Genomic DNA, 19,170 nt, shown 5'->3' with positions numbered 1-19,170 from the left:
ATGTGTTACTGGCTATCCTTCTCAAAAAACTTAAGGTGTTTGGACAATGTGGCTGAATTTCGGGGTGAAGCTTGAGGAGGGGTGGATGTCGGTTGTTCGGCACGACGATCGCATCGACCTTGCTCATGTCATCCGGCCAGCCGGCAAACCCCCTGAGATCCAGCTTTGCGAATCCTTCCGCGTCGAGAAAGATGAGCGCGATGCGCTCTCCCGTCTGGCTCAAAGCCGGGGACTGAAGCGTTTTCGTTGTGCCGCCCTGCTTGGCGAAGCCGAGTATCGGCTGCTCCAGGTCGAGGCACCGGCCGTGCCGCCTGAAGAACGTGTGCAGGCCTTGCGCTGGCGCTTGAAGGATGTCGTTGATTTTCCGGTTGATGGCGCGGCCATCGCGGTGGCCGATATTCCCGTTGAAGGCAGTCGGCAGGCCAGCATCTTCGCTGTTGTGGCGCCGCAGGCCGTGGTTGGCGAAAGGATGGCGCTCTTTCATGGCGCCAAGGTGCCGCTGGAAGCCATCGATATCCCGGAAATGGCCGTGCGCAATGTCGCGGTGCTTTTTGAGGAGCCTAACCGCGGGCTTGCCTTTCTGGCACTGACGCAGGGCGATGGCTTATTGACCATCACCTATCGTGGCGAGCTTTATTTGTCGCGGCGTATCGAGGTTTCGTCGGCGGCGTTGGCCGAGGCCGATCAGGAACGTCGGCAGCAGATGCTTGAGCGTCTGGCGCTGGAATTGCAGCGCACCTTTGACAACTTCGATCGCCAATACGGCTTCATTTCCGTGTCACGCCTGATGGTCGCTTCGGAAGCGGACTGTGCCGGCGTGGTGGCGGCGCTGGGCCAGAATCTTTATTTGCCGGTGCAGGTTGCTGACCTTGGCCAGGTTGCCGAATTCAACGCCTTGCCCGAGCTGCGCTCGGCCGAACGGCAAGCGCAAAGCCTGCTGGCAATCGGCGCGGCCCTGAGGACCGAGGCATGAGTCAGCAGATCAACCTGCTGCTGCCGGAACTGAAACCGCGCTTCGATTGGCTGGCGCTACCGGTGGTGGCTTCGCTCGCCCTGGCGGGACTGTTGCTGCTGGTTGGGCTATCCACGGTGACGGCGATGCGGGCGGATAGCCTGCGGGCAAAAGAGGCGGCGATCAAGACGCAGTTGCTCGCCCTGCAGCAGCAGGTGCAGACGCTTGGCCAGTCTCTCGGGGCGCGCCAGGGTGATGCCATGCTGGACAAGCAGATTTCGGCGGCCCGGCTAGGCGTGGCACAGCGCCAGGAAGTGCTGAGTGTGATTGCCCAGGGCGACGTGACTGGCAGCAATGCCTATTCCGGCCTGTTGCAGGGTTTCTCGCGACAAGGGCTTGAAGGGGTCTGGCTGGTCGGTTTCGGCTTTGCCGACAAGAATATTGAAATTCGCGGCCGGCTGACGGATCCCGCCTTGTTGCCGACCTATATCACCCGCTTGAATGCCGAACCGGCTTTTGCCGGCCGTCGGTTTTCTGCCCTCGACATGAAGGGCTTCGATCCGGCCGATGAAAAACGCGACGAGACATCGGGCGGCACGGCCAGGCCGAAGGTCACGGCACGCTACACGGAATTCGTGCTGCGCACCGAGCCGGAGAAGGCGCGATGAACGGCCTGCGCCGACTCTGGTCCCGGTTGAACGAAAAATATTTAGCGCTGGCCAAGCGCGAGCGGCTGCTGGTCGCGGTTGCGCTGCTTCTGGGGCCGCTGCTGATCGGTAACGCCTTGTTCATCGACCCGCAGCGCGCCCGCATCAACGGGGTGGAAAATACCATTGCGACTGAAAGTGCCTCGGCGGCCCAGTTGCAGGCCGAAGCGGCCAATTTGCAGCAACAGTTGGCGATTGATCCCGATGCCGGCAGGAAGGCGGAACTGGCTGCGCTGAACGGTGAGCGGGACAAGCTGGACGAGCAGTTGCGCCTGCTTGGTTCGGCGCTGGTCCGGCCGGATGAGATGAACGGCTTGCTTGAGGGTCTGCTGGCACGCCATCAGGGCTTGCGTCTGCTCAGCCTGAAAACGCAGGCGCCGCAAAGCGTCTTGCAGCGGGAAGAAGCGCCGAAGGAAGGTGAGGCCAAGACTGCCGAGCGAACATTCGATCTGTATCGACATGGCGTCGAGATTCGGCTTGAAGGTAGCTACGGCCTGCTGCAGGCCTATCTGTCCCAGTTGGAAAAGTTGCCGCAACATCTGCTGTGGGGGCAGTTGAGCTATCGCGTGATCGATTATCCGCGCGCAGAAATGACCCTGACCGTTTACACCTTGAGTCCGGACCGGACGTGGCTGGCGCTATGAAGCTGATCTTTCTCGCCTGGCTTGTGTGTGTCTCATCGGCCTACGCTCAGTCGAATGACCCGACGCGCCCGCCCGCTGCCTGGCTGACATCGGCCGAGGCGGGGGCTTCCGGCCTTGAGAGCGATGCCGGATTACGTCTGCAATCGGTGCTGTTGCGGCCAGGCGGGCGACCGGTCGCGATCATCGGTGGCAAGACTGTGGCGCTGGGCGAGCGGGTCGGTGGTGCCAAACTGGTCCGCCTGACAGAACGAGAAGCGGTATTGCAGGGGGCGGATGGCGTGACGCGTCTCTACCTGACCCCCGATGTTGAGAAACAAATGATAGTTACGCCCAAATCCCGCAAGACCGGGAAAGCTGGGCCAGTGAAGGATCTGCCATGAGCAAGATTTTGATAGTCGCTATGTCGGTGCTTCTGCTGGCCGCCTGCAGCAACCAGCATTCGCGTCGTGGGGATGCGTTCGACCGCGCCGGTCAGGAAGTCGGCGCCGCCGCGGCCGGCAAGACGAACCGCTCGCAAGGCGATGTTGTTGGCCAGGCCATGGTGCCGCCACTGCAGCTTGAGCAGCCGGTTGCTGCCAAGCCGGAGCCACGTTTCAATCTGGCGGTGAATAACGCGCCGGTTGGTCAGGTGCTCAATGCGCTGGTTTCCGGCACGCCTTACAGCATGCTCTTCCCGCCCGAGTTGTCAGGGACAGTCAGCCTGAACCTGAAGAACACGACGGTGCGCGATGCGCTTGAGACGCTGCGCGATGTCTATGGCTACGATTACCGTTTCCAGGGCAACCGGATTTACGTGCAGCCGAATACCATCCAGACCCGCCTGTTCAAGATCAATTACCTGGCCAATCGCCGACTGGGCACGAGCGACATGCGGGTGACCGGCAGCTCGCCGACGACTTCGAATTCTGGCACGCCCACCACGGCGAGTGCCGGGCAGCAAACCAGTGGCACGACGGGCGGCACGACAGGCGGCACCGCTCAGCGTGTCGTTGACAGCGCCCGCGTCCAGACGACATCGGATTTCGATTTCTGGAAAGATCTGACCGTGGCGCTATCGACCATCGTCGGTAACCAGGATGGTCGCAACGTCATCGTCAATCCGGGCTCCGGGGTCGTGCTGGTCAAGGCGACGCCGGTCGAGCTGCGGGGCGTGGACGAATACCTGAAGGCCACCCAGCTGGTCGTCGAGCGCCAGGTGATGCTGGAGGCGAAGATCATCGAGGTCTCGCTGAACGATTCGTACCAGACCGGTATCAACTGGAGCAAGTTCGGCGGCATCGCCAACCGTTTCTCGCTGGGGGTCGTCGCACCGAGTGCGACGCTGGCCGGTTCCGGTGCGATCAGCGGGTCGGCAGCCGGCATCTCCGGTGGCACCTCGGTCGCTGCCGTACCGGGTAGCGGCGGTGCCGTGGGTACCGGGCCGACGGGGCGCGGCTTCTTCGGCCTGACCTTCCAGTCCAACAATTTCGCCGCGCTGCTTTCCTTCCTCGAAGGGCAGGGCGACGTGCAGGTGCTGTCCAGCCCGCGCATCGCGACGACCAACAACCAGAAGGCCGTGCTCAAGGTCGGGACCGACGATTACTTCGTGACCGGCATCAGCACCAATGTAACGACCGGCACCGGTACCGCCGGCAATGTCGTGACTCCGAATATCACGCTGCAGCCTTTCTTCTCCGGCATCTCGCTCGACGTGACGCCGCAGATCGACGATGAAGGCAACATCATCCTGCATGTTCATCCCTCGGTCAGTGTGGTCGAAGAGAAGAGCAAGAGCGTCAATCTTGGCGATCTTGGCACCTACACGCTGCCGCTGGCATCGAGCACGATCAACGAGAGCGACAGCATCGTCCGCGTCCAGGATGGCAGCATCGTCGCCATTGGCGGACTGATGAGCCAGGAACAGAACACCAGCCGCTACGGCCTGCCGGGCATCAGCGGCGTACCGGGCCTTGGCCTGTTGTTCGGCCAGAAGAGTGTTTCCAACCGTAAGCGCGAACTGGTCATCCTGATGAAGTCGACGGTCATCCGGGGCGAAAACTCCTGGCGCGAGGTTGCCGGTGAATCGCAGGAGCGCATGCAGGCGCTCGACCCGCGGCAGCAACGTCACATCGAGTGGCAGTAACCTTGGCAAGGGCGGCTAGCGTTGTATCTTGATCACTTCGGCCTGACCGAGCTGCCCTTCAGTATCACGCCGGATACCAGTTTCACGGTCGTCACGCGCAGCCATCAGGAAGCGCTCAATACCCTGCTCGTTGCCCTGAATAGCGGCGAGGGCTTCATCAAGATCACCGGCGAGGTCGGTACTGGCAAATCACTGCTGTGTCGCCGATTGCTGCAGGCACTACCAGAAGGCAGCATTTCCGCCTATCTGCCCAATCCCTATCTGGCGCCACGCACGCTATTGCTGGCCTTGGCCGAAGAGCTGGGCGTCGAAGTGGATGCCAGTAGCGATGATTACCACCTGCAGAAAAGCGTCAATCATGCCCTGCTCAACTATGCGGCAGCGGAACGACAGGTAGTTGTCTGCATCGACGAGGCGCAGGCCATGCCGCTGGAGACGTTGGAGTCGCTGCGTCTGCTGTCCAATCTGGAAACCGAGAAGCGCAAGCTGCTGCAGATCGTCCTGTTCGGCCAGCCTGAACTCGATCGCAAGCTGGCCGAACCCTCGGTTCGCCAGTTGTTGCAGCGCATCGCGTTTCATTACCAGTTGAGTGGCTTGGCTCGGGAAGAGGTGGCCAAATATCTGGCCCACCGTCTGCGCGTGGCGGGTTATCGGGGTGAGGATGTTTTCGGGCCGCGTGCGGTGCGCTGCCTGCACCGGGCCAGCCGTGGCACGCCGCGTCTGCTCAATATCCTGGCCCATAAATCCTTGCTGTCGGTTTATGGTGAGGGCAAACATGCTGTAGCGGCCAGCCATGTCCGTCAGGCCGCCGGCGATACCGAAGGTGCTGCTTCGGCCGGATGGTGGTGAGATGAGTCTGATCAACGACATGCTGCGCAATCTCGAGACCAAGCGTCCCGACGATCTGGCGCGCCAGAATCTGCAGCGCGAAATCCGCTCCCTGCCGGCCGGATCGAATCGCGCTGGTCGCGGCCTTAAGTGGCTGCTGGCCGGTGGATTGATGGTGGCGATTGCTGGTGCAGTCCTTTATGCCGATGGCCGTCTGCAGCCCTTGCTGGGGCTTGAGCCAACCCCGGCTGTCGCACCGGTGCCGCCGGTGGTGGTTCCTCCGCCACCGCCTCTGGCACCCGTTGTGGCCGCCGAGTCGGTGGATGAAAAACTGCGTTTGGCTTCGAATCTTGAAGTCCTGCCGCTTCCCGCCGCGCCGGTGCTGCCAGTGCCGGATCCGGTGGTGCCGATGGCTGCAGCCAGTGGGGTGAAAACCGAAGCTGCCGCGGCGGCTCCGGATGCGCCCAAGCCGCCAGCCTCCGCACCGGCAGGACCCGTCAAGATCGAGAAAAGCCCGATAGCGGCAACCCCGCGCGATCGTGCCGATGCCGAGTACCGCAAGGCGGAAAATGCGCTGGCTTCAGGCCGCAGCGCCGAAGGCCTCGACGGCATGCGGGCGGCGCTGAAGCAGGATCCGTCCTATGTTCAGGTCCGTCAGGCGCTGCTTCGTCAGTTGCTCGACCTGCGCAAGACCGATGAGGCGATGGTCGTGCTGCAGGAGGGGGTCGAGCTTCAGCCAGCTCAGACCGGTTGGGCGATGTCCCTGGCCCGCCTGCAACTCGAACACGGTGATCTGGCTCAGGCTGATCGCACGCTGGCTCGTTCGCAGGCATATGCCGAAGCCAATGCCGACTATGCCGGTTTTCAGGGGCACCTGAAGTCCCGTCTCGGCGCCCAGCGTCTGGCTGTGGGCCATTACCAGCGCGCTACCCGCCTGGCGCCGAACGAAGGGCGCTGGTGGCTGGGGCTTGGGCTGGCACTGGAAGCGGATGGCCGGGTTCCGGAGGCAAAGGATGCCTTCCGGCGCGGCGTGGCTTCCGGGACCCTGTCGCCCGACTTGGCGGCGATTGCCGAGCAGCATCTGCATTAAGCACGCATTTTCCCGCGCGCCGGGCCGTCATCTGGCTGTCACAGGCGCGTAGAATTCCCCTGTTGGCGGCGTCGACCGCCACGCACAATAAAAGACCAGGGAGAATCAAATGCCAATCAAACTCGTCCAGTCGACGGTTTCTGCCTATCAATATCCGCTGCTCATCAAGCAATTGCTGCTGACGCCGCTGGCCATCGCGCCGGAGCAGGAGATTACCTATCAGGGCAAGCTGCGCTACAACTACCGGACGCTGAACGAGCGGATCGGCCGCCTGGCCAATGTACTGACTGGCCTGGGGGTCGAGTCCGGGCAGACGGTGGCGATGATGGACTGGGACAGCCATCGCTATCTGGAATGCTTCTTTGCCGTGCCGATGATGGGAGCGATCCTGCAGACGGTGAATGTGCGGCTCAGTCCGGAACAGATTCTCTACACCTTGAACCACGCCAAGGCCGATGTGCTGCTGGTGAACAGCGAATTTTTCGCCATCCTGACGCAGATCGCTGGACAGCTGGAAACGGTGAAAACGATCGTCCTGATCAGCGATGAGGCCGAACTCCCGGTCGCCCCGGTGGCGATGATCGGTGAATACGAAGCCCTGCTGGCCGAGGCTTCCCCGGACTACGACTTCCCTGACTTTGACGAAAACGCGCAGGCGACGACCTTCTACACGACGGGCACGACCGGCAATCCGAAAGGCGTCTATTTCAGCCATCGCCAGCTCGTGCTGCACACGCTGGGCTGCGCCGCAGCGCTCGGTGGCGCCAACCGGCAGGGGCATATCCATCGCGAAGACGTCTATATGCCGATGACGCCGATGTTCCACGTCCATGCCTGGGGCTTCCCGTATCTGGCGACGATGATGGGCGTCAAGCAGGTTTATCCCGGGCGTTACCAGCCGGAGGTGATCTGTCGCCTGATTAGCACCGAGGGCGTCAGCTTCTCGCATTGCGTGCCGACCATCCTGCACATGATCCTCAGCCACCCGCACGCCAAGACCACCGATTTCACTGGCCTGAAAATCCTCATTGGCGGCGCCGCCATGCCCGAAGCGATGGCCATTTCCGCCCAGAAGCGCGGTATGGATCTGTTTACCGGCTACGGCATGTCCGAAACCTGCCCGGTGTTGAGCCTGGCGCATCTGGAGAGCGCCGATCTCAATCGTTCCCTGGAAGAGCAGGCGGTGATCCGCGCCAAGACCGGCCGGCCGCTGCCGCTGGTCGATCTGCGTATCGTCGATCCGCAAATGGCCGACGTGCCGCATGACGGCAAGGCGAGCGGTGAAGTGGTCGTCCGCGCACCGTGGCTGACCCAGGGTTATGTCAGCGCGCCTGAGGCTTCGGAAGGATTATGGGCTGGCGGCTATCTGCACACCGCCGACATCGGCAACATCAACCCGGCCGGCTACCTGAAGGTCACTGACCGCATCAAGGACGTGATCAAAACCGGCGGCGAATGGACCTCTTCGCTGCAACTGGAAGACATCATCGCCAAGCACGAGGCGGTCAATGAAGTGGCGGTCATCGGTGTGCCGGACGACAAGTGGGGTGAGCGCCCACTCGCCTTGGTGCTGCTCAAGCCGGAGCATGTCGACCAGATCACCGAACATGCCTTGCGCAACTATGCCGCCCACGCCATCGAAGCGGCCGGCATCTCGCGTTACGGGGTCTTGTTGCAAGTGCGCTTCGTGAAAACCCTGGTCAAAACCAGCGTCGGCAAGATGAATAAGCGGCTGATGCGGGCCGACCCGGAGGCGCTCTGCATCTGATTTTCCTGGCACCCGGAAACGCCCGTCAGATGGGCGTCTTCGGGCCTTGTTTCAGCCAGGTCAGAACCAGCCCGTAAAGTGCCTGCGACTTGAGTGGCTTGGCGATGTGGGTGTTCATGCCGGCCAGCAGGCAGGCTTGCCGGTCTTGTGGGAGGGCGTTGGCGGTCAGCCCGAGAATGGGGATGTCGACGTAGCCGGGCAGAGCGCGGATACGCCGCGTCGCGTCGAGTCCGTTCAGGCGAGGCATCTGCATGTCCATCAGAATCAGGTCGTAGGCTTTCAGTGAGGCCATGTCGACCGCTGCCTGCCCGTCTTCCGCCACATCGACCTCCAGACCGACAATTTCGAGCAGGGCTCGGGTCACTTCCTGATTCACCGGCTCGTCCTCGGCAAGCAGGATGCGGCTTCCGGCGTAGCCCTCGCGCAGCCGTGTTTCGGCGTTCTCGCCTGGCGTGTCGGCCGGGTGCTCGGAATTCACCGGCTTGCCCAGTTGCACCGTGAACCAGAAGGTGCTGCCCTGGCCGACGATGCTATCCACGCCGAGATCGCCGCCCATCATCCGGATCAGGCGCTTGCTGATCGATAGACCAAGACCGGTTCCGCCGTACTTTCGCGTCATCGAGTTGTCGGCCTGTTCAAAGGGGCTGAACAGGCGCTGCTGGGTTTCCGCTGAAATGCCGATACCGGTGTCGCGTATCTCGAATCGCAGCACGATGCTGTCTGGCGTCTGTTCGATCACCTGCGCGGAAAGGTCGATTTCCCCTCGCTCGGTGAATTTGATGGCGTTGTGGATGAAATTCCTGAGTATCTGTTTCAGGCGCTGCGAGTCACCGGTAACCGCCTGTTGATCTATTTCCGGGGGAAGGTCTACGTTGATTCTCAGCCCTTTTTTCTCGGCTTTCGCCTGCGCTACGCCGAGCAGTTGCCAAACGATATCGCTGACCCGGAATTCCCGGGTGTCCAGCTTCATGCGCTCCGACTCGATGCGCGAAATGTCGAGAATGTCGCTGATGACGCTGAGCAGGTGGTGAGAAGACTCCGAGATGACTTTGAGTTGCCGCTGCAGTTTTTCGTCGGTGGCGCGGCGTAATGCCAAATCGGTCATGCCGATGATGCCGTTCATCGGCGTCCGCAATTCATGGCTCATGTTGGCCAGAAAGGCGGTCTTGGCCCGGTTGGCCGCCTCGGCCAGTTCCTTGGCCAGCGACAGGTCGGCGGTGCGGGTGGCGACCAGCTCTTCCAGGTGATCCCGATGGCGCTTCAGTTCCTTGTCGGCCAGGAGCCGTTCGGTGACATCGCGATCGACGCCGGTAAAGCCGATCAATTTTCCATCGTCGTCGAAAAGCGGTGAGGCATTGGATTCAAGATGGCGGTAGCTGCCATCCGAATGCCGGAAGCGCAACAGGACGTTTTTCCAGCCCTGTCGGGACGCTGCAGCCTGGCGCAGGATATCCATGGCGACGGGCTGGTCATCGGGGTGTAGCAGCGCGCCAAGCGGTATGCGATAGATCTCTTCCTGGCTCAGGCCGACCATGTCACGGCAACGCTCGTTGGTGTAGGTGGTCTGGCCTTCCGGAGTCATCGCCCAAATCCAGTCGGCCGAGTTGTCGGCCAGATTCCGGTAACGGGCTTCGCTGGCCTTGAGCAGGCGGGTTGAGCGCTGGCGCAACATCAGGTCGAACAAACGACCGGCCAGTTGGTTGCCAAGCAGCCGGATGAACTTGTTGTCGAGATCGCTGAAGGGCTCGTGCCGTGAGGCGACACTGAGCAGGGCGATACATTCGTCGCCTTGCATGAAGGGCTGGACTTCTATTTCCTGCAGGCCGGGACGTAGCAGGTGGGCGGGCGGTAACGGGTGGCCCTGCGCTGCACTTTCCGCTTTGAACAGACAAGGCTTTTCGCTTGCCCAGTGATGGGCGTCCCAGTCGTCGAGCCCGGCCGCATTGGCAACGGCCGCTTCGCCGCGAGCGCCGTCGATGACCATGAAGGCCGGGTCGTTCCGCACGACAAGGCGCCAGCTCGCGACATTGGCAAAGTATTTCCAGCGGGTGGCTACCCGTTGAGCAATTTTTTCAATGTCATCGACCAGCTGGATTTCTTCAAAAAGCTGGACAAGCGCTTCGTAGCGAACCAGGTTCTGATTGATCGGGGCCTGCCAGTGCTTAAATTCGCTGTTCATCAGGCGTACTGAAAAAGAGGATCAGAGAATGGCGACGTAGTTCGGATCGAGGTCCAGGCGCAACGAGCTGGTATAGACATTGAACATCGTGGCCAGGTCGATAACGGCGATGATTTCGCAAATTTCTTCCTTGCTGAATCCTTCTTCATGCAGCGCTTCGAAATCCGCGTCATCCAGACAATTGGGGTCGGAGACCACCTTGATCGCAAAATCCACCACGGTCCGGTAATAGGCCGGCAGGCCAAGGGCTGAGCTGGCATTGGCCAGGCTCTTCAAGTCGTCGAAGGCCAGGTTCTTGTCCAGGCTGAGCACGTTCTGGGCGTGGCAGGCCGAACAGTAGCGTGCGCCGTTCTTGGCCGAAACGACAAAGACGATCATTTCCTTGAGCGGCAACGGCAGCGCGCCGGAGAACAGCGTCCCCTTGGCCCGCTCCCAGTAGGCCCGCGTCAGGGCGGCGTTGTGGCCCAGGCTTTGCAGCCAGATGGGAACTGCCGTGGCACCGGTAGTTTTCATGAAGTCATCGTAAACCGCCTGGGTTTCCTTGGATGCGCTGGCGTAGTCGGTGAGAACATAGCGTTGCATGAGATGACCTCGAATAGAAATTTGTCAAATATGCGATTATTGTCGCATTATTTCCCGGGTAATGCCATCAAGATTGCCGCGAGGGATCGCGGCGCGGCAGCGGCTTAGTCCTGGCGCAACCCGGCCAACTGCCGGTCATGCCAGCGCGACAGCAGCACCATGGCTATCGTAGCGCCAATCAGGGCCATGAACATGTCCGATTGTGTGTCCCACTGATCGCCCTGCGTGCCGAGGAATTCGTCGGCGCCCTGGCCAAGGTAGAGCGCAGCGGCCCACTCGATCAGTTCATAGACGGCGCTGATCGCCATGGCAATACAAATGCAGAGGAAAGCGGTCATCTTGCGACCATGCACATAAGCGCCGCGGATCAGGATTTCGCGGGCGACCATGGCTGGCACGAAGCCCTGCATGAAATGGCCTATCTTGTCGTAAGGGTTGCGCACCGTACCGAGCCAGTCCTGCATCCAGAAGCCAAGCGGCACGCGGGCGTAGGTGTAGGCCCCGCCGGCGATCAGCACCAGCGCGTGGACGGTGATCAGTACGGTGAGCAGTGTCGTCAGCGGATAGCTGCGTCGCGTCGCGATCATCAGCGGCAAGGCAATCAGCACCGGGGCGACTTCCATGAACCAGGTCAGCCGCTCGTAGGGCGCAATACCCGAAACGACCAGTACCGCAATGACGATGGCGGCCAGCGTCGCGTTGAGGGTGTCGCGTTGTGCCATGTCAGCCCTCGTTGCGGATCAGGTCGAGCAATTCCGCGCCGTAATGCTCGATCTTGGCGCTGCCCATGCCGGTGATGCCGGCCAGCAGGCCATGGCTGACCGGGCGGACTTCGGCCAGTTCGCGCAGGGTCTTGTCGTGCAGGATGACGTAAGCCGGCACCGCCTGCTCCTTTGCGGTATCGGCTCGCCACTTGCGCAGCAACTGGAACAGTGCGTCATCGGCTGGCGACAGATCGCTGACGACGGCGCTGCTCGACGACCTGGAAGGTGTCGATTTGCGTTTGACCGGGCGGCGCAGTTGCACCGTACGCTGACCCTTGAGCACTTCACGCGCCGTCTCGGTCAGTTGCAGTGCGCCATGCTCGGCCATGTCCACATGGACCAGCCCGGCCGCTGCGAGTTGGCGGAAGACGCTTTTCCAGGCGTGGTCGTCAAGATCGCCGCCGACGCCGAAGGTCGGCAACTGGTCGTGGTTCCACTGCTTGACCTTGTCGGTCGCCTTGCCGCGCAGGATGTCGGTCAGGTGGGTGACGCCGAAGCGCATGCCGGTACGGAAGATGGCCGACAGCGCCTTCTGTGCAGCCTGCGTGCCATCCCACAGTTCCGGCGGTTCGGTACATACGTCGCAATTGCCGCAGGGCTCGCGCTCTTCACCGAAGTAATTGAGCAGCACCTGGCGCCGACAGCGGGGCGCTTCGCAGTAGGAGAGCAGGGCGGTCAGGCGTTGCGATTCGAGAATCTTCTGGCCCTCGGCGGCGCCGGATTCGGCGATGCGCGCGTGCTGCAGCGCGACGTCCTGCATGCCGTAGGTCATCCAGGCTTCCGAGGGTTCGCCATCGCGGCCGGCCCGGCCGGTTTCCTGGTAGTAGGCTTCAATGCTCTTGGGCAAATCCAGGTGGGCGACGAAGCGGACATCCGGCTTGTCGATACCCATGCCAAAAGCGATCGTGGCGCACATGATCAGGCCTTCCTCGCGCAGGAAACGGCGCTGGTTGGCGGCGCGTTCGGGGGCGGGCAGGCCGGCGTGGTAGGGCAGCGCCGGATAGCCTTGGGCCGACAGCCATTCGGCCGTTTCCTCGACCTTCTTGCGCGACAGGCAATAGACGATACCAGCCTGACCCTTGCGGCCGGTCAGGAAACCGAGCAACTGCTTCTTGGCGTTGTCCTTTTCGACCACGGTGTAGCGAATGTTCGGGCGGTCGAAGCTGGAGAGGAAGACGCGCGCCTCGCCTAGGCCGAGTCGCTGCAGGATCTCGTTGCGCGTCGCCTGGTCGGCGGTGGCGGTCAGCGCGATGCGTGGCACCTGCGGATAACGCTCGTGCAGCGCCGACAGTTGCAGGTATTCCGGTCGGAAATCATGACCCCATTGCGAGACGCAATGCGCCTCGTCGATGGCGAACAGTGCCAGCTTGCCGGCTTCCGACAGCGCATCGAGCATGGCCAGCGTACGGTCGAGCAGCAGGCGTTCGGGGGCGATATAGACGAGGTCGAGATTGCCGCTGAAAATGGCCTGCTCGACGGCCTGCGCCTCCTGCCAGGCGAGTGTCGAATTCAGGCAGGCGGCCTTGACGCCAAGCTGGATCATCGCATCGACCTGGTCCTGCATCAGCGCGATCAGCGGCGAAACGACCACGGCGCAGCCAGGGCGGAGCAGGGCGGGAATCTGGTAGCACAGGCTCTTGCCGCCGCCGGTCGGCATCAGGACCAGCGCATCGCCGCCGGTGGCGACGTGGTTGATGATCTCGGCTTGCTCGCCACGGAAGGCCGGATAGCCGAAGACGTCGCGCAGGAGGTTCAGTGCGTTGGCGTTGGCCATAGTTTCGGTCGGCACGGTTTAAAGCCGTTTTTCAGGGAGGATGGCCTCACGCGTCAGCATCTCGCCATCCCAGGCCAGACACTCACCGCGATCTTCGTGCCAGTCGGCCAGCACCCAGCGTTCGACGTGAATGCCGTCAATAATATGATCATGCTTGGCAGGTCGGTGCGTGTGACCGTGAATGAAGGTGCAGTAGCCGTGGTCGCGGATGAAGTCATCAGTCGCCGCCGGCTGGAGATCGGTATAGGGATCGGACTTGGCCCGCTGACTGGCCCGGCTGCGCCAGCGCATGAGGCGGGCCACCAAGCGGCGCAGGAAACGCGGCTTGGCCAGCATCGCCTTTTGCCAGGCCGGATCGCGAACCTTGGCCCGGAAGGCCATGTAGTCGGCATCATCAAGGCAGAGGGCATCGCCGTGCGAGAGGACGAAAGACCATTCGGGCAGGGCGAGGTCGTAAGGGTCAGCCAGCAGCTTTGCACACGTTGCGGCTGCAAACTGTTCCCCCAGCAGGAAGTCGCGGTTGCCGTGCATCAGGTAAATCTTCAGCCCGGCTTCGCTGGCGGCGCGCAGGGCAGCGACGATTTTTGCGTGATAGGGGGCGTCGATGTCGTCATCGCCGATCCACGCCTCGAACAGGTCGCCAAGGATGTACAGCGTCTCCGCCTGGCGGGCGCGGCCCGACAAAAACCGGAGGAACAAAGCAGTCGCCCCGGGTGACCGGGGCGACAGGTGCAGATCGGAGATGAAGAAGATCAAACGATCTCGGCCTTCTCGATGATCACGTCTTCAGCCGGAACGTCCTGATGGAAGCCCTTGTTGCCGGTCTTGACGGCGCGGATCTTGTCGACGACATCCATGCCTTCGGCCACTTCGCCGAACACGCAGTAGCCCCAGCCCTGGCCGGACGGCGACTTGAAGTCGAGGAAATCATTGTCGACGGTGTTGATGAAGAACTGTGCAGTGGCCGAGTGCGGATCGTTGGTACGGGCCATGGCAACGGTGCCGCGCTTGTTCTTCAGGCCGTTGGCGGCCTCGTTCTCGATCGGCGCCTGGCAGGGCTTCTGGCCCATGCCCGGTTCCATGCCGCCACCCTGGATCATGAAATTCTTGATGACGCGGTGGAAGATGGTGTTGTTGTAGTGACCGGCTTCAACGTAGGAGATGAAGTTGGCAACCGTCTTCGGGGCCTTCTCGGCATCCAGGTTGAGGGTGATGACACCGTGGTTGGTGGTGAGCTTGATCATGGGGAAACCTTACTTTTCAGAGATGATTTTGACGTTCTGGATGACAACGGGCGTCGTCGGAACATCGGTGTAGTAGCCAGCGCTGCCGGTTGGCACCTTGGCAATCTTGTCGATCACGTCCATGCCCTGGGTGACCTTGCCGAAGACGGCATAGCCCCAGCCGCGCGGGTCGGCGCTGGTGCGGTGGTTCAGGAAATCGTTGTTCTTCAGGTTGATGAAGAACTGGACGCGGGCCGAATGCGGGTCTTGCGTGCGGGCCATGGCGACCGTGCCACGGTCGTTGGTCAGGCCATTGGTGGCTTCGTTCTGCAGCGCCGGGGTCAGGGTTTTCTTTTCTTCCATGGCCTTGCTGAAGCCACCACCCTGGATCATGAAGCCATCGATGACGCGGTGGAAAATGGTCGCTTCGTAGAAGCCGTGCTTGGCGTTGTAGAGGAAAAATTCGACCGTTTTCGGCGCTTTTTCCGGGTACAGCTCAAGCGTGAATTTGCCCAGATTAGTGGTCATTTCGACGGTCGGGGCAGCCCAGACCATTGCCGACGCCAGCAGGCCAGCGGCGAGAACCGAGATTTTTTTGAACATCAGGCACTTCCTTCGTAAATGATTTTCCATTTGCCGTCTTCGCGCAGCCAGTACTGGCGCTTCTTCATCTGGTTGTTCAGGTTGTTGCTGCGGTAATCCTGATCGAAGGTGACGACGACGACTTCATCCTTGCCCGGGTTACGGAATACGGACAGGTTGTCGACCTTGACCTTGATCCATTCCTTGCCGGCATTGACCTGTTTTTTCTGGGCCGCATATTCGCTGAAATCCTGCTCGCCGGCTTTGAAACGCTTCGAGTAGTGCTTCAGATAGCGGTCGGTATCGCGACTTTCCCAGTCGGCGCGCCAGGCGTCGATGGTCTTGTTCAGTTCGCTGCGTTCCTTGGCCCAGTCATCCAGCGACAGCCACTCGACCGAGTTGCTGATGATCACCGGCGTCAGGCCAACCTGCAGGTTCTTGGCAACGACATCGAGATCCTGATTGGTCAGCACGACGCAGCCGTCGGAGGCGCGCGGTGGGCGGGCAAAGGTATTGGACGGCGTGCCATGCAGCCAGATGCCGCTGCCGCCTCGTCCCTGACGCTTGTCCCATTCGTTCGGATAGTTCAGCGGGTAAGCGCCGCTCCCGTAGAGATCGGCCAGCTTCTGCTTGGGCAGGTTGGCCGTCACGTGATAAACGCCAACCGGTGTCTTCTTATCGCCTTCGACCAGCTTTTCAGCACCTAGCTTGCCGTGGGTGATGTAGTAGTCGGCCACAAAGCGCGGCCGTCCATCGTGTTTCTTGTCGTTCTCGTACAGATACATGCGGGAACGCTTGGTGTCGACCACGATGGCGTAGCGCTGGTCCGGTTGCATCTGCAGCAGGTAGCGCGGCACGAAATCAGCCGGCGGCTTCTCGCGATAGGCCTTGAGGCGGACGAGAGCTTCGGCGCGCAGGTCGGCGACCTTGTCGGCAGGTGCGTCGTTGAGCGCACCGAAAGTCTGGATCGGCTGCGTGCGGGCAAGCAGCAGGTCACCCTTGATCAGGTTGGCCAGGCGGTAATTCGGATGCTGATGCAGCAAGGCCTCAGTCAGCTGCAGGGCGTTGCTCAGGCGATTGGCCTCGATTTCGGCAAAGATCCTGGCCAGCACCTCTTCCGGGCCGGAGTCGGAAATGGTCGCTGCGAACGCTGAGCCGGAGGCGAGCATTTCGGCGGCGCTTCTTGCGCTCGGGGCGGTCGAAACCGCTTCGAACTCGGCCAGGCGGGAGGCGTTCGGCTTGTCTGACAGTTTGGCCAGAGCACCGGCAGCCACCAGGGCTGCCACTCCGGCCAGAATGAATCTGCCTTTGACCATCAGCGGGCGTTTTCTTCCTTGATCAGCCACTTGCTACCCGAACGAACAAAAATCAAAGTCTTGGTGGTCGAGCTGCTCAAACCGGTCGCCTTGTAATGCTGACGGAACTTGACGGTCGCCTTGTCACCATTGACGGTGATTTGCGGGCTGTCAAAGGAAACGGAAATCTTGCCACCCTTGCCGGCGATGCGCTGTTCGCGCTCCTGCTCCCAGGCCTTGCGGCTCATACCCTTGGGCGTATCGAAGTCCTGGGCATAGGCATTCAGGTAAGCGCGCATATCCTTGCGCGACCAGGCATCTGCCCAGGCGCTCATGGCCTTGGTGATGTCGTCGTTGGCGCCGCTGGCCGCCTTGACCGGTGCGGCTGGCGCCGGTGCTGGCGTCGCGGCCGGTGCCGGGGCGGCTGCTGCAACCTGAACTGGCTTGGCTGGCGGCGTGGCCGCAGCGGCGCCGGGTGTGGATGTTACGACCGTGGCGCTTGCGGCGGCAGGGGCCGGAGCAGTCGGCTTGACCGCGACCGCTGCTGCCGGTGCCGCCATCGGGGCTGCTGGAGCAGCGGCTGGTGCGGTAGCCACCGGCTGCGGCTTGACGTTACCCTTGCCCGAGGTAGTGATCAGGTCGCGGATCAGGGCCAGCTTGTTCTGGGTCGTCGAATTGGAATTGTCGAGCTGCAGCGCCTTGTCGTAGGCCTGGCTGGCCAGCTTGGCATAGACATCGCCGAGGTTCTCGTAGGCGATGGCGTAGGACGGATGCGTCCGGATGGCCATTTCCAGCGCCGTGCGGGCCTTGTCGTACTGCTTTTGCTGGGCGTATAGCACGGCCAGGTTGTTGTAGGGTTCGGGCAGTTCCGGGTAGTCCTCGGATAGCTTGGTGAACACGCCGATGGCCTCGGCTGGCTTGTTCATCTCGGTGTAGATCAGGCCCTTGAGGAAGCGACCCTGGGCATCCTTCGGACGACTGCTCAGGTAGGCATCGACCTTTTCCATCGCCTGCGGGTACTGTCCCTGCTTGATCAGGCGCTGCACTTCCGGCAGGTTGTCGGCAAAGGACGGGGAAGCAAAGCCGATGGCCAGGCCGATCGCCAGTGCACGCAACGTCTTGAGCTGCTGAAAACGGGGCTGGAGCAGGGAGGTTGAGGTCATCGCTATGCTATACTTTTCGGCGTTATTTAATCCTCCGATTCTACCAAAAACGCCGGTGAATCCATAGGTTTTAGCGTGCCGGCGGCGCCCCGAATTGATCTCCGCATGCTCAAGATATACAACTCCCTCAAGCGCGAAAAACAGGTTTTTACCCCGATCGAACCGAACAAGGTTCGCATGTATGTTTGTGGCATGACGGTCTATGACTACTGCCACCTCGGCCATGCCCGGGTAATGGTCGTCTTCGACATGGTTTACCGCTGGCTGAAGGCTGCCGGCTACGACGTCACCTATGTTCGCAACATCACCGATATTGACGACAAGATCATTAAACGGGCGATCGAGAACGGCGAGACTATCCAGCAGCTGACCAATCGCTTCATCGCTTACATGCATGAAGATGCCGATGCGCTCGGTGTGCAGCGACCGGATCACGAGCCGCGGGCGACCGAATACGTGCCGGAAATGCTCGACCTGATCGGCAAACTCGAAGCCAATGGTCTCGCCTACCACGCCACGGACGGCGACGTGAATTACGCGGTGCGCAAGTTCCCGGGTTACGGCAAGCTGTCAGGCAAGTCGCTTGACGACTTGCGGGCCGGCGAGCGGGTCGAAGTCGATTCCGCCAAACAGGATCCGCTCGATTTCGTGCTCTGGAAGCATGCCAAGCCGGGCGAGCCGGCCTGGGAGTCGCCGTGGGGCGAGGGCCGGCCGGGCTGGCATATCGAATGTTCGGCCATGAGCTCCAAGCTGCTCGGCCAGCATTTCGACATCCACGGTGGCGGCCAGGATCTGCAGTTCCCGCATCACGAAAACGAGATTGCCCAGTCGGAAGGTGCCAATTGCTGCAATTTCGTCAATTACTGGATGCACAACGGCTTTGTCCGCGTTGATAACGAGAAGATGTCCAAGTCGCTGGGCAACTTCTTTACCATCCGTACCGTGCTTGAACAATTCGACGCTGAAGTCGTTCGCTTCTTTATCCTGCGCGCTCATTACCGCAGCCCGCTGAATTATTCGGATGCCCATCTGGACGACGCCAAGCGTAGCCTGGATAGCCTTTATTTCGCTCTGCGCGACGTGCCGCCAGCCGTTGTCGAAATCGACTGGAACAACGAATTTGCCTCCCGTTTTGCCGCGGCATTGAACGAGGATTTCGATTCGCATGGGGCGATCGCCGTGCTCTTCGAGCTGGCTGCCGAGGCCAATCGCCAGAAGAGTGCCGAATTCTCCGGTCTGCTGAAGGCGCTGGGTGGGGTGATTGGTTTGCTAGAGCGCGAACCGACGGCTTACCTGCAGGGTGGGGCTGGCAGCAGTGGTCTTGACGAGGGGGCGATCGGACAGATGATCGCCGACCGTGCAGCGGCGAAGAAAGCGAAGAATTTTGCCGAAGCTGACCGTATTCGTGACGAACTGAAGGCAGCCGGGATCATTCTCGACGATAGTCCGCAGGGAACCAGCTGGCGGCGCGCCTGAATAAAAATAGCCCGTCCTTGA

General features: G+C 61.4%; 18 protein-coding genes. 9 read left to right on the top strand and 9 right to left on the bottom strand.

The window, feature by feature from the left end:
* The first annotated feature begins 85 nt into the window (after positions 1–85).
* From KI617_RS14715 to KI617_RS14680, 8 genes are all read left to right on the top strand, one after another.
* A complete protein-coding gene (locus tag KI617_RS14715) occupies positions 86–973 on the top strand; it encodes a hypothetical protein (RefSeq protein ID WP_226447507.1) in 888 nt (295 codons plus the stop codon).
* Positions 970–1,620, top strand: coding sequence for a hypothetical protein (locus KI617_RS14710; protein ID WP_226447505.1), 651 nt, complete (start codon positions 970–972; stop codon positions 1,618–1,620). Before KI617_RS14715 ends, KI617_RS14710 begins: the two co-directional genes overlap by 4 nt.
* Complete coding sequence (locus KI617_RS14705) at positions 1,617–2,303, top strand: hypothetical protein (RefSeq protein WP_226447504.1); 687 nt, start codon at positions 1,617–1,619, stop codon at positions 2,301–2,303. The genes KI617_RS14710 and KI617_RS14705 overlap by 4 nt, the downstream gene beginning before the upstream one ends.
* Positions 2,300–2,683 carry a hypothetical protein gene (locus tag KI617_RS14700; protein WP_226447502.1) on the top strand — a complete coding sequence of 128 codons (384 nt, stop codon included), beginning with the start codon at positions 2,300–2,302 and terminating at the stop codon, positions 2,681–2,683. The genes KI617_RS14705 and KI617_RS14700 overlap by 4 nt, the downstream gene beginning before the upstream one ends.
* The gene (mshL, locus tag KI617_RS14695; protein WP_226447500.1) at positions 2,680–4,425 is read left to right on the top strand and encodes a pilus (MSHA type) biogenesis protein MshL; all 1,746 of its coding nucleotides are present in this window, start codon (positions 2,680–2,682) and stop codon (positions 4,423–4,425) included. Before KI617_RS14700 ends, mshL begins: the two co-directional genes overlap by 4 nt.
* Positions 4,426–4,446: 21 nt before the next feature.
* Complete coding sequence (locus KI617_RS14690; RefSeq protein WP_226447498.1) at positions 4,447–5,274, top strand: ExeA family protein; 828 nt, start codon at positions 4,447–4,449, stop codon at positions 5,272–5,274.
* A gap of 1 nt (position 5,275) precedes the next feature.
* The gene (locus tag KI617_RS14685) at positions 5,276–6,343 is read left to right on the top strand and encodes a tetratricopeptide repeat protein (RefSeq protein ID WP_226447496.1); all 1,068 of its coding nucleotides are present in this window, start codon (positions 5,276–5,278) and stop codon (positions 6,341–6,343) included.
* A gap of 109 nt (positions 6,344–6,452) precedes the next feature.
* Positions 6,453–8,111, top strand: coding sequence for a fatty acid--CoA ligase (locus tag KI617_RS14680; RefSeq protein ID WP_226447494.1), 1,659 nt, complete (start codon positions 6,453–6,455; stop codon positions 8,109–8,111).
* A 25-nt stretch (positions 8,112–8,136) separates the two neighbouring features.
* Here the strand turns inward: KI617_RS14680 and KI617_RS14675 are convergent, their stop codons facing one another.
* From KI617_RS14675 to KI617_RS14635, 9 genes are all read right to left on the bottom strand, one after another.
* Positions 8,137–10,290 carry a PAS domain-containing hybrid sensor histidine kinase/response regulator gene (locus tag KI617_RS14675; RefSeq protein WP_226447492.1) on the bottom strand — a complete coding sequence of 718 codons (2,154 nt, stop codon included), beginning with the start codon at positions 10,288–10,290 and terminating at the stop codon, positions 8,137–8,139.
* 21 nt (positions 10,291–10,311) lie between these two features.
* On the bottom strand, positions 10,312–10,872 hold the full coding sequence (locus tag KI617_RS14670; protein ID WP_226447490.1) for a carboxymuconolactone decarboxylase family protein: 561 nt from the start codon (positions 10,870–10,872) through the stop codon (positions 10,312–10,314).
* Positions 10,873–10,976: 104 nt separating this feature from the next.
* Complete coding sequence (locus KI617_RS14665) at positions 10,977–11,594, bottom strand: DUF2238 domain-containing protein (RefSeq protein WP_226447488.1); 618 nt, start codon at positions 11,592–11,594, stop codon at positions 10,977–10,979.
* Position 11,595: 1 nt separating this feature from the next.
* Positions 11,596–13,410, bottom strand: coding sequence for a DNA helicase RecQ (gene recQ / locus KI617_RS14660; protein WP_226451889.1), 1,815 nt, complete (start codon positions 13,408–13,410; stop codon positions 11,596–11,598).
* An 18-nt stretch (positions 13,411–13,428) separates the two neighbouring features.
* Complete coding sequence (locus KI617_RS14655) at positions 13,429–14,166, bottom strand: UDP-2,3-diacylglucosamine diphosphatase (protein WP_226447486.1); 738 nt, start codon at positions 14,164–14,166, stop codon at positions 13,429–13,431.
* A complete protein-coding gene (locus tag KI617_RS14650) occupies positions 14,163–14,654 on the bottom strand; it encodes a peptidylprolyl isomerase (RefSeq protein ID WP_226447484.1) in 492 nt (163 codons plus the stop codon). Before KI617_RS14650 ends, KI617_RS14655 begins: the two co-directional genes overlap by 4 nt.
* A 9-nt stretch (positions 14,655–14,663) precedes the next feature.
* Complete coding sequence (locus tag KI617_RS14645; protein WP_264180015.1) at positions 14,664–15,236, bottom strand: peptidylprolyl isomerase; 573 nt, start codon at positions 15,234–15,236, stop codon at positions 14,664–14,666.
* Positions 15,236–16,561, bottom strand: coding sequence for a L,D-transpeptidase family protein (locus KI617_RS14640; RefSeq protein ID WP_226447482.1), 1,326 nt, complete (start codon positions 16,559–16,561; stop codon positions 15,236–15,238). The genes KI617_RS14645 and KI617_RS14640 overlap by 1 nt, the downstream gene beginning before the upstream one ends.
* A complete protein-coding gene (locus KI617_RS14635; RefSeq protein WP_226447480.1) occupies positions 16,531–17,673 on the bottom strand; it encodes a nuclear transport factor 2 family protein in 1,143 nt (380 codons plus the stop codon). The genes KI617_RS14640 and KI617_RS14635 overlap by 31 nt, the downstream gene beginning before the upstream one ends.
* 105 nt (positions 17,674–17,778) lie before the next feature.
* Between KI617_RS14635 and cysS the strand changes: the two genes are divergently transcribed.
* The gene (gene cysS / locus KI617_RS14630; RefSeq protein WP_226447478.1) at positions 17,779–19,149 is read left to right on the top strand and encodes a cysteine--tRNA ligase; all 1,371 of its coding nucleotides are present in this window, start codon (positions 17,779–17,781) and stop codon (positions 19,147–19,149) included.
* Positions 19,150–19,170: the final 21 nt, after the last annotated feature.

The organism is Ferribacterium limneticum (assembly GCF_020510625.1).
Lineage (GTDB): Bacteria > Pseudomonadota > Gammaproteobacteria > Burkholderiales > Rhodocyclaceae > Azonexus > Azonexus limneticus_A.
This window is presented reverse-complemented; position numbering and strand designations above follow the sequence as displayed.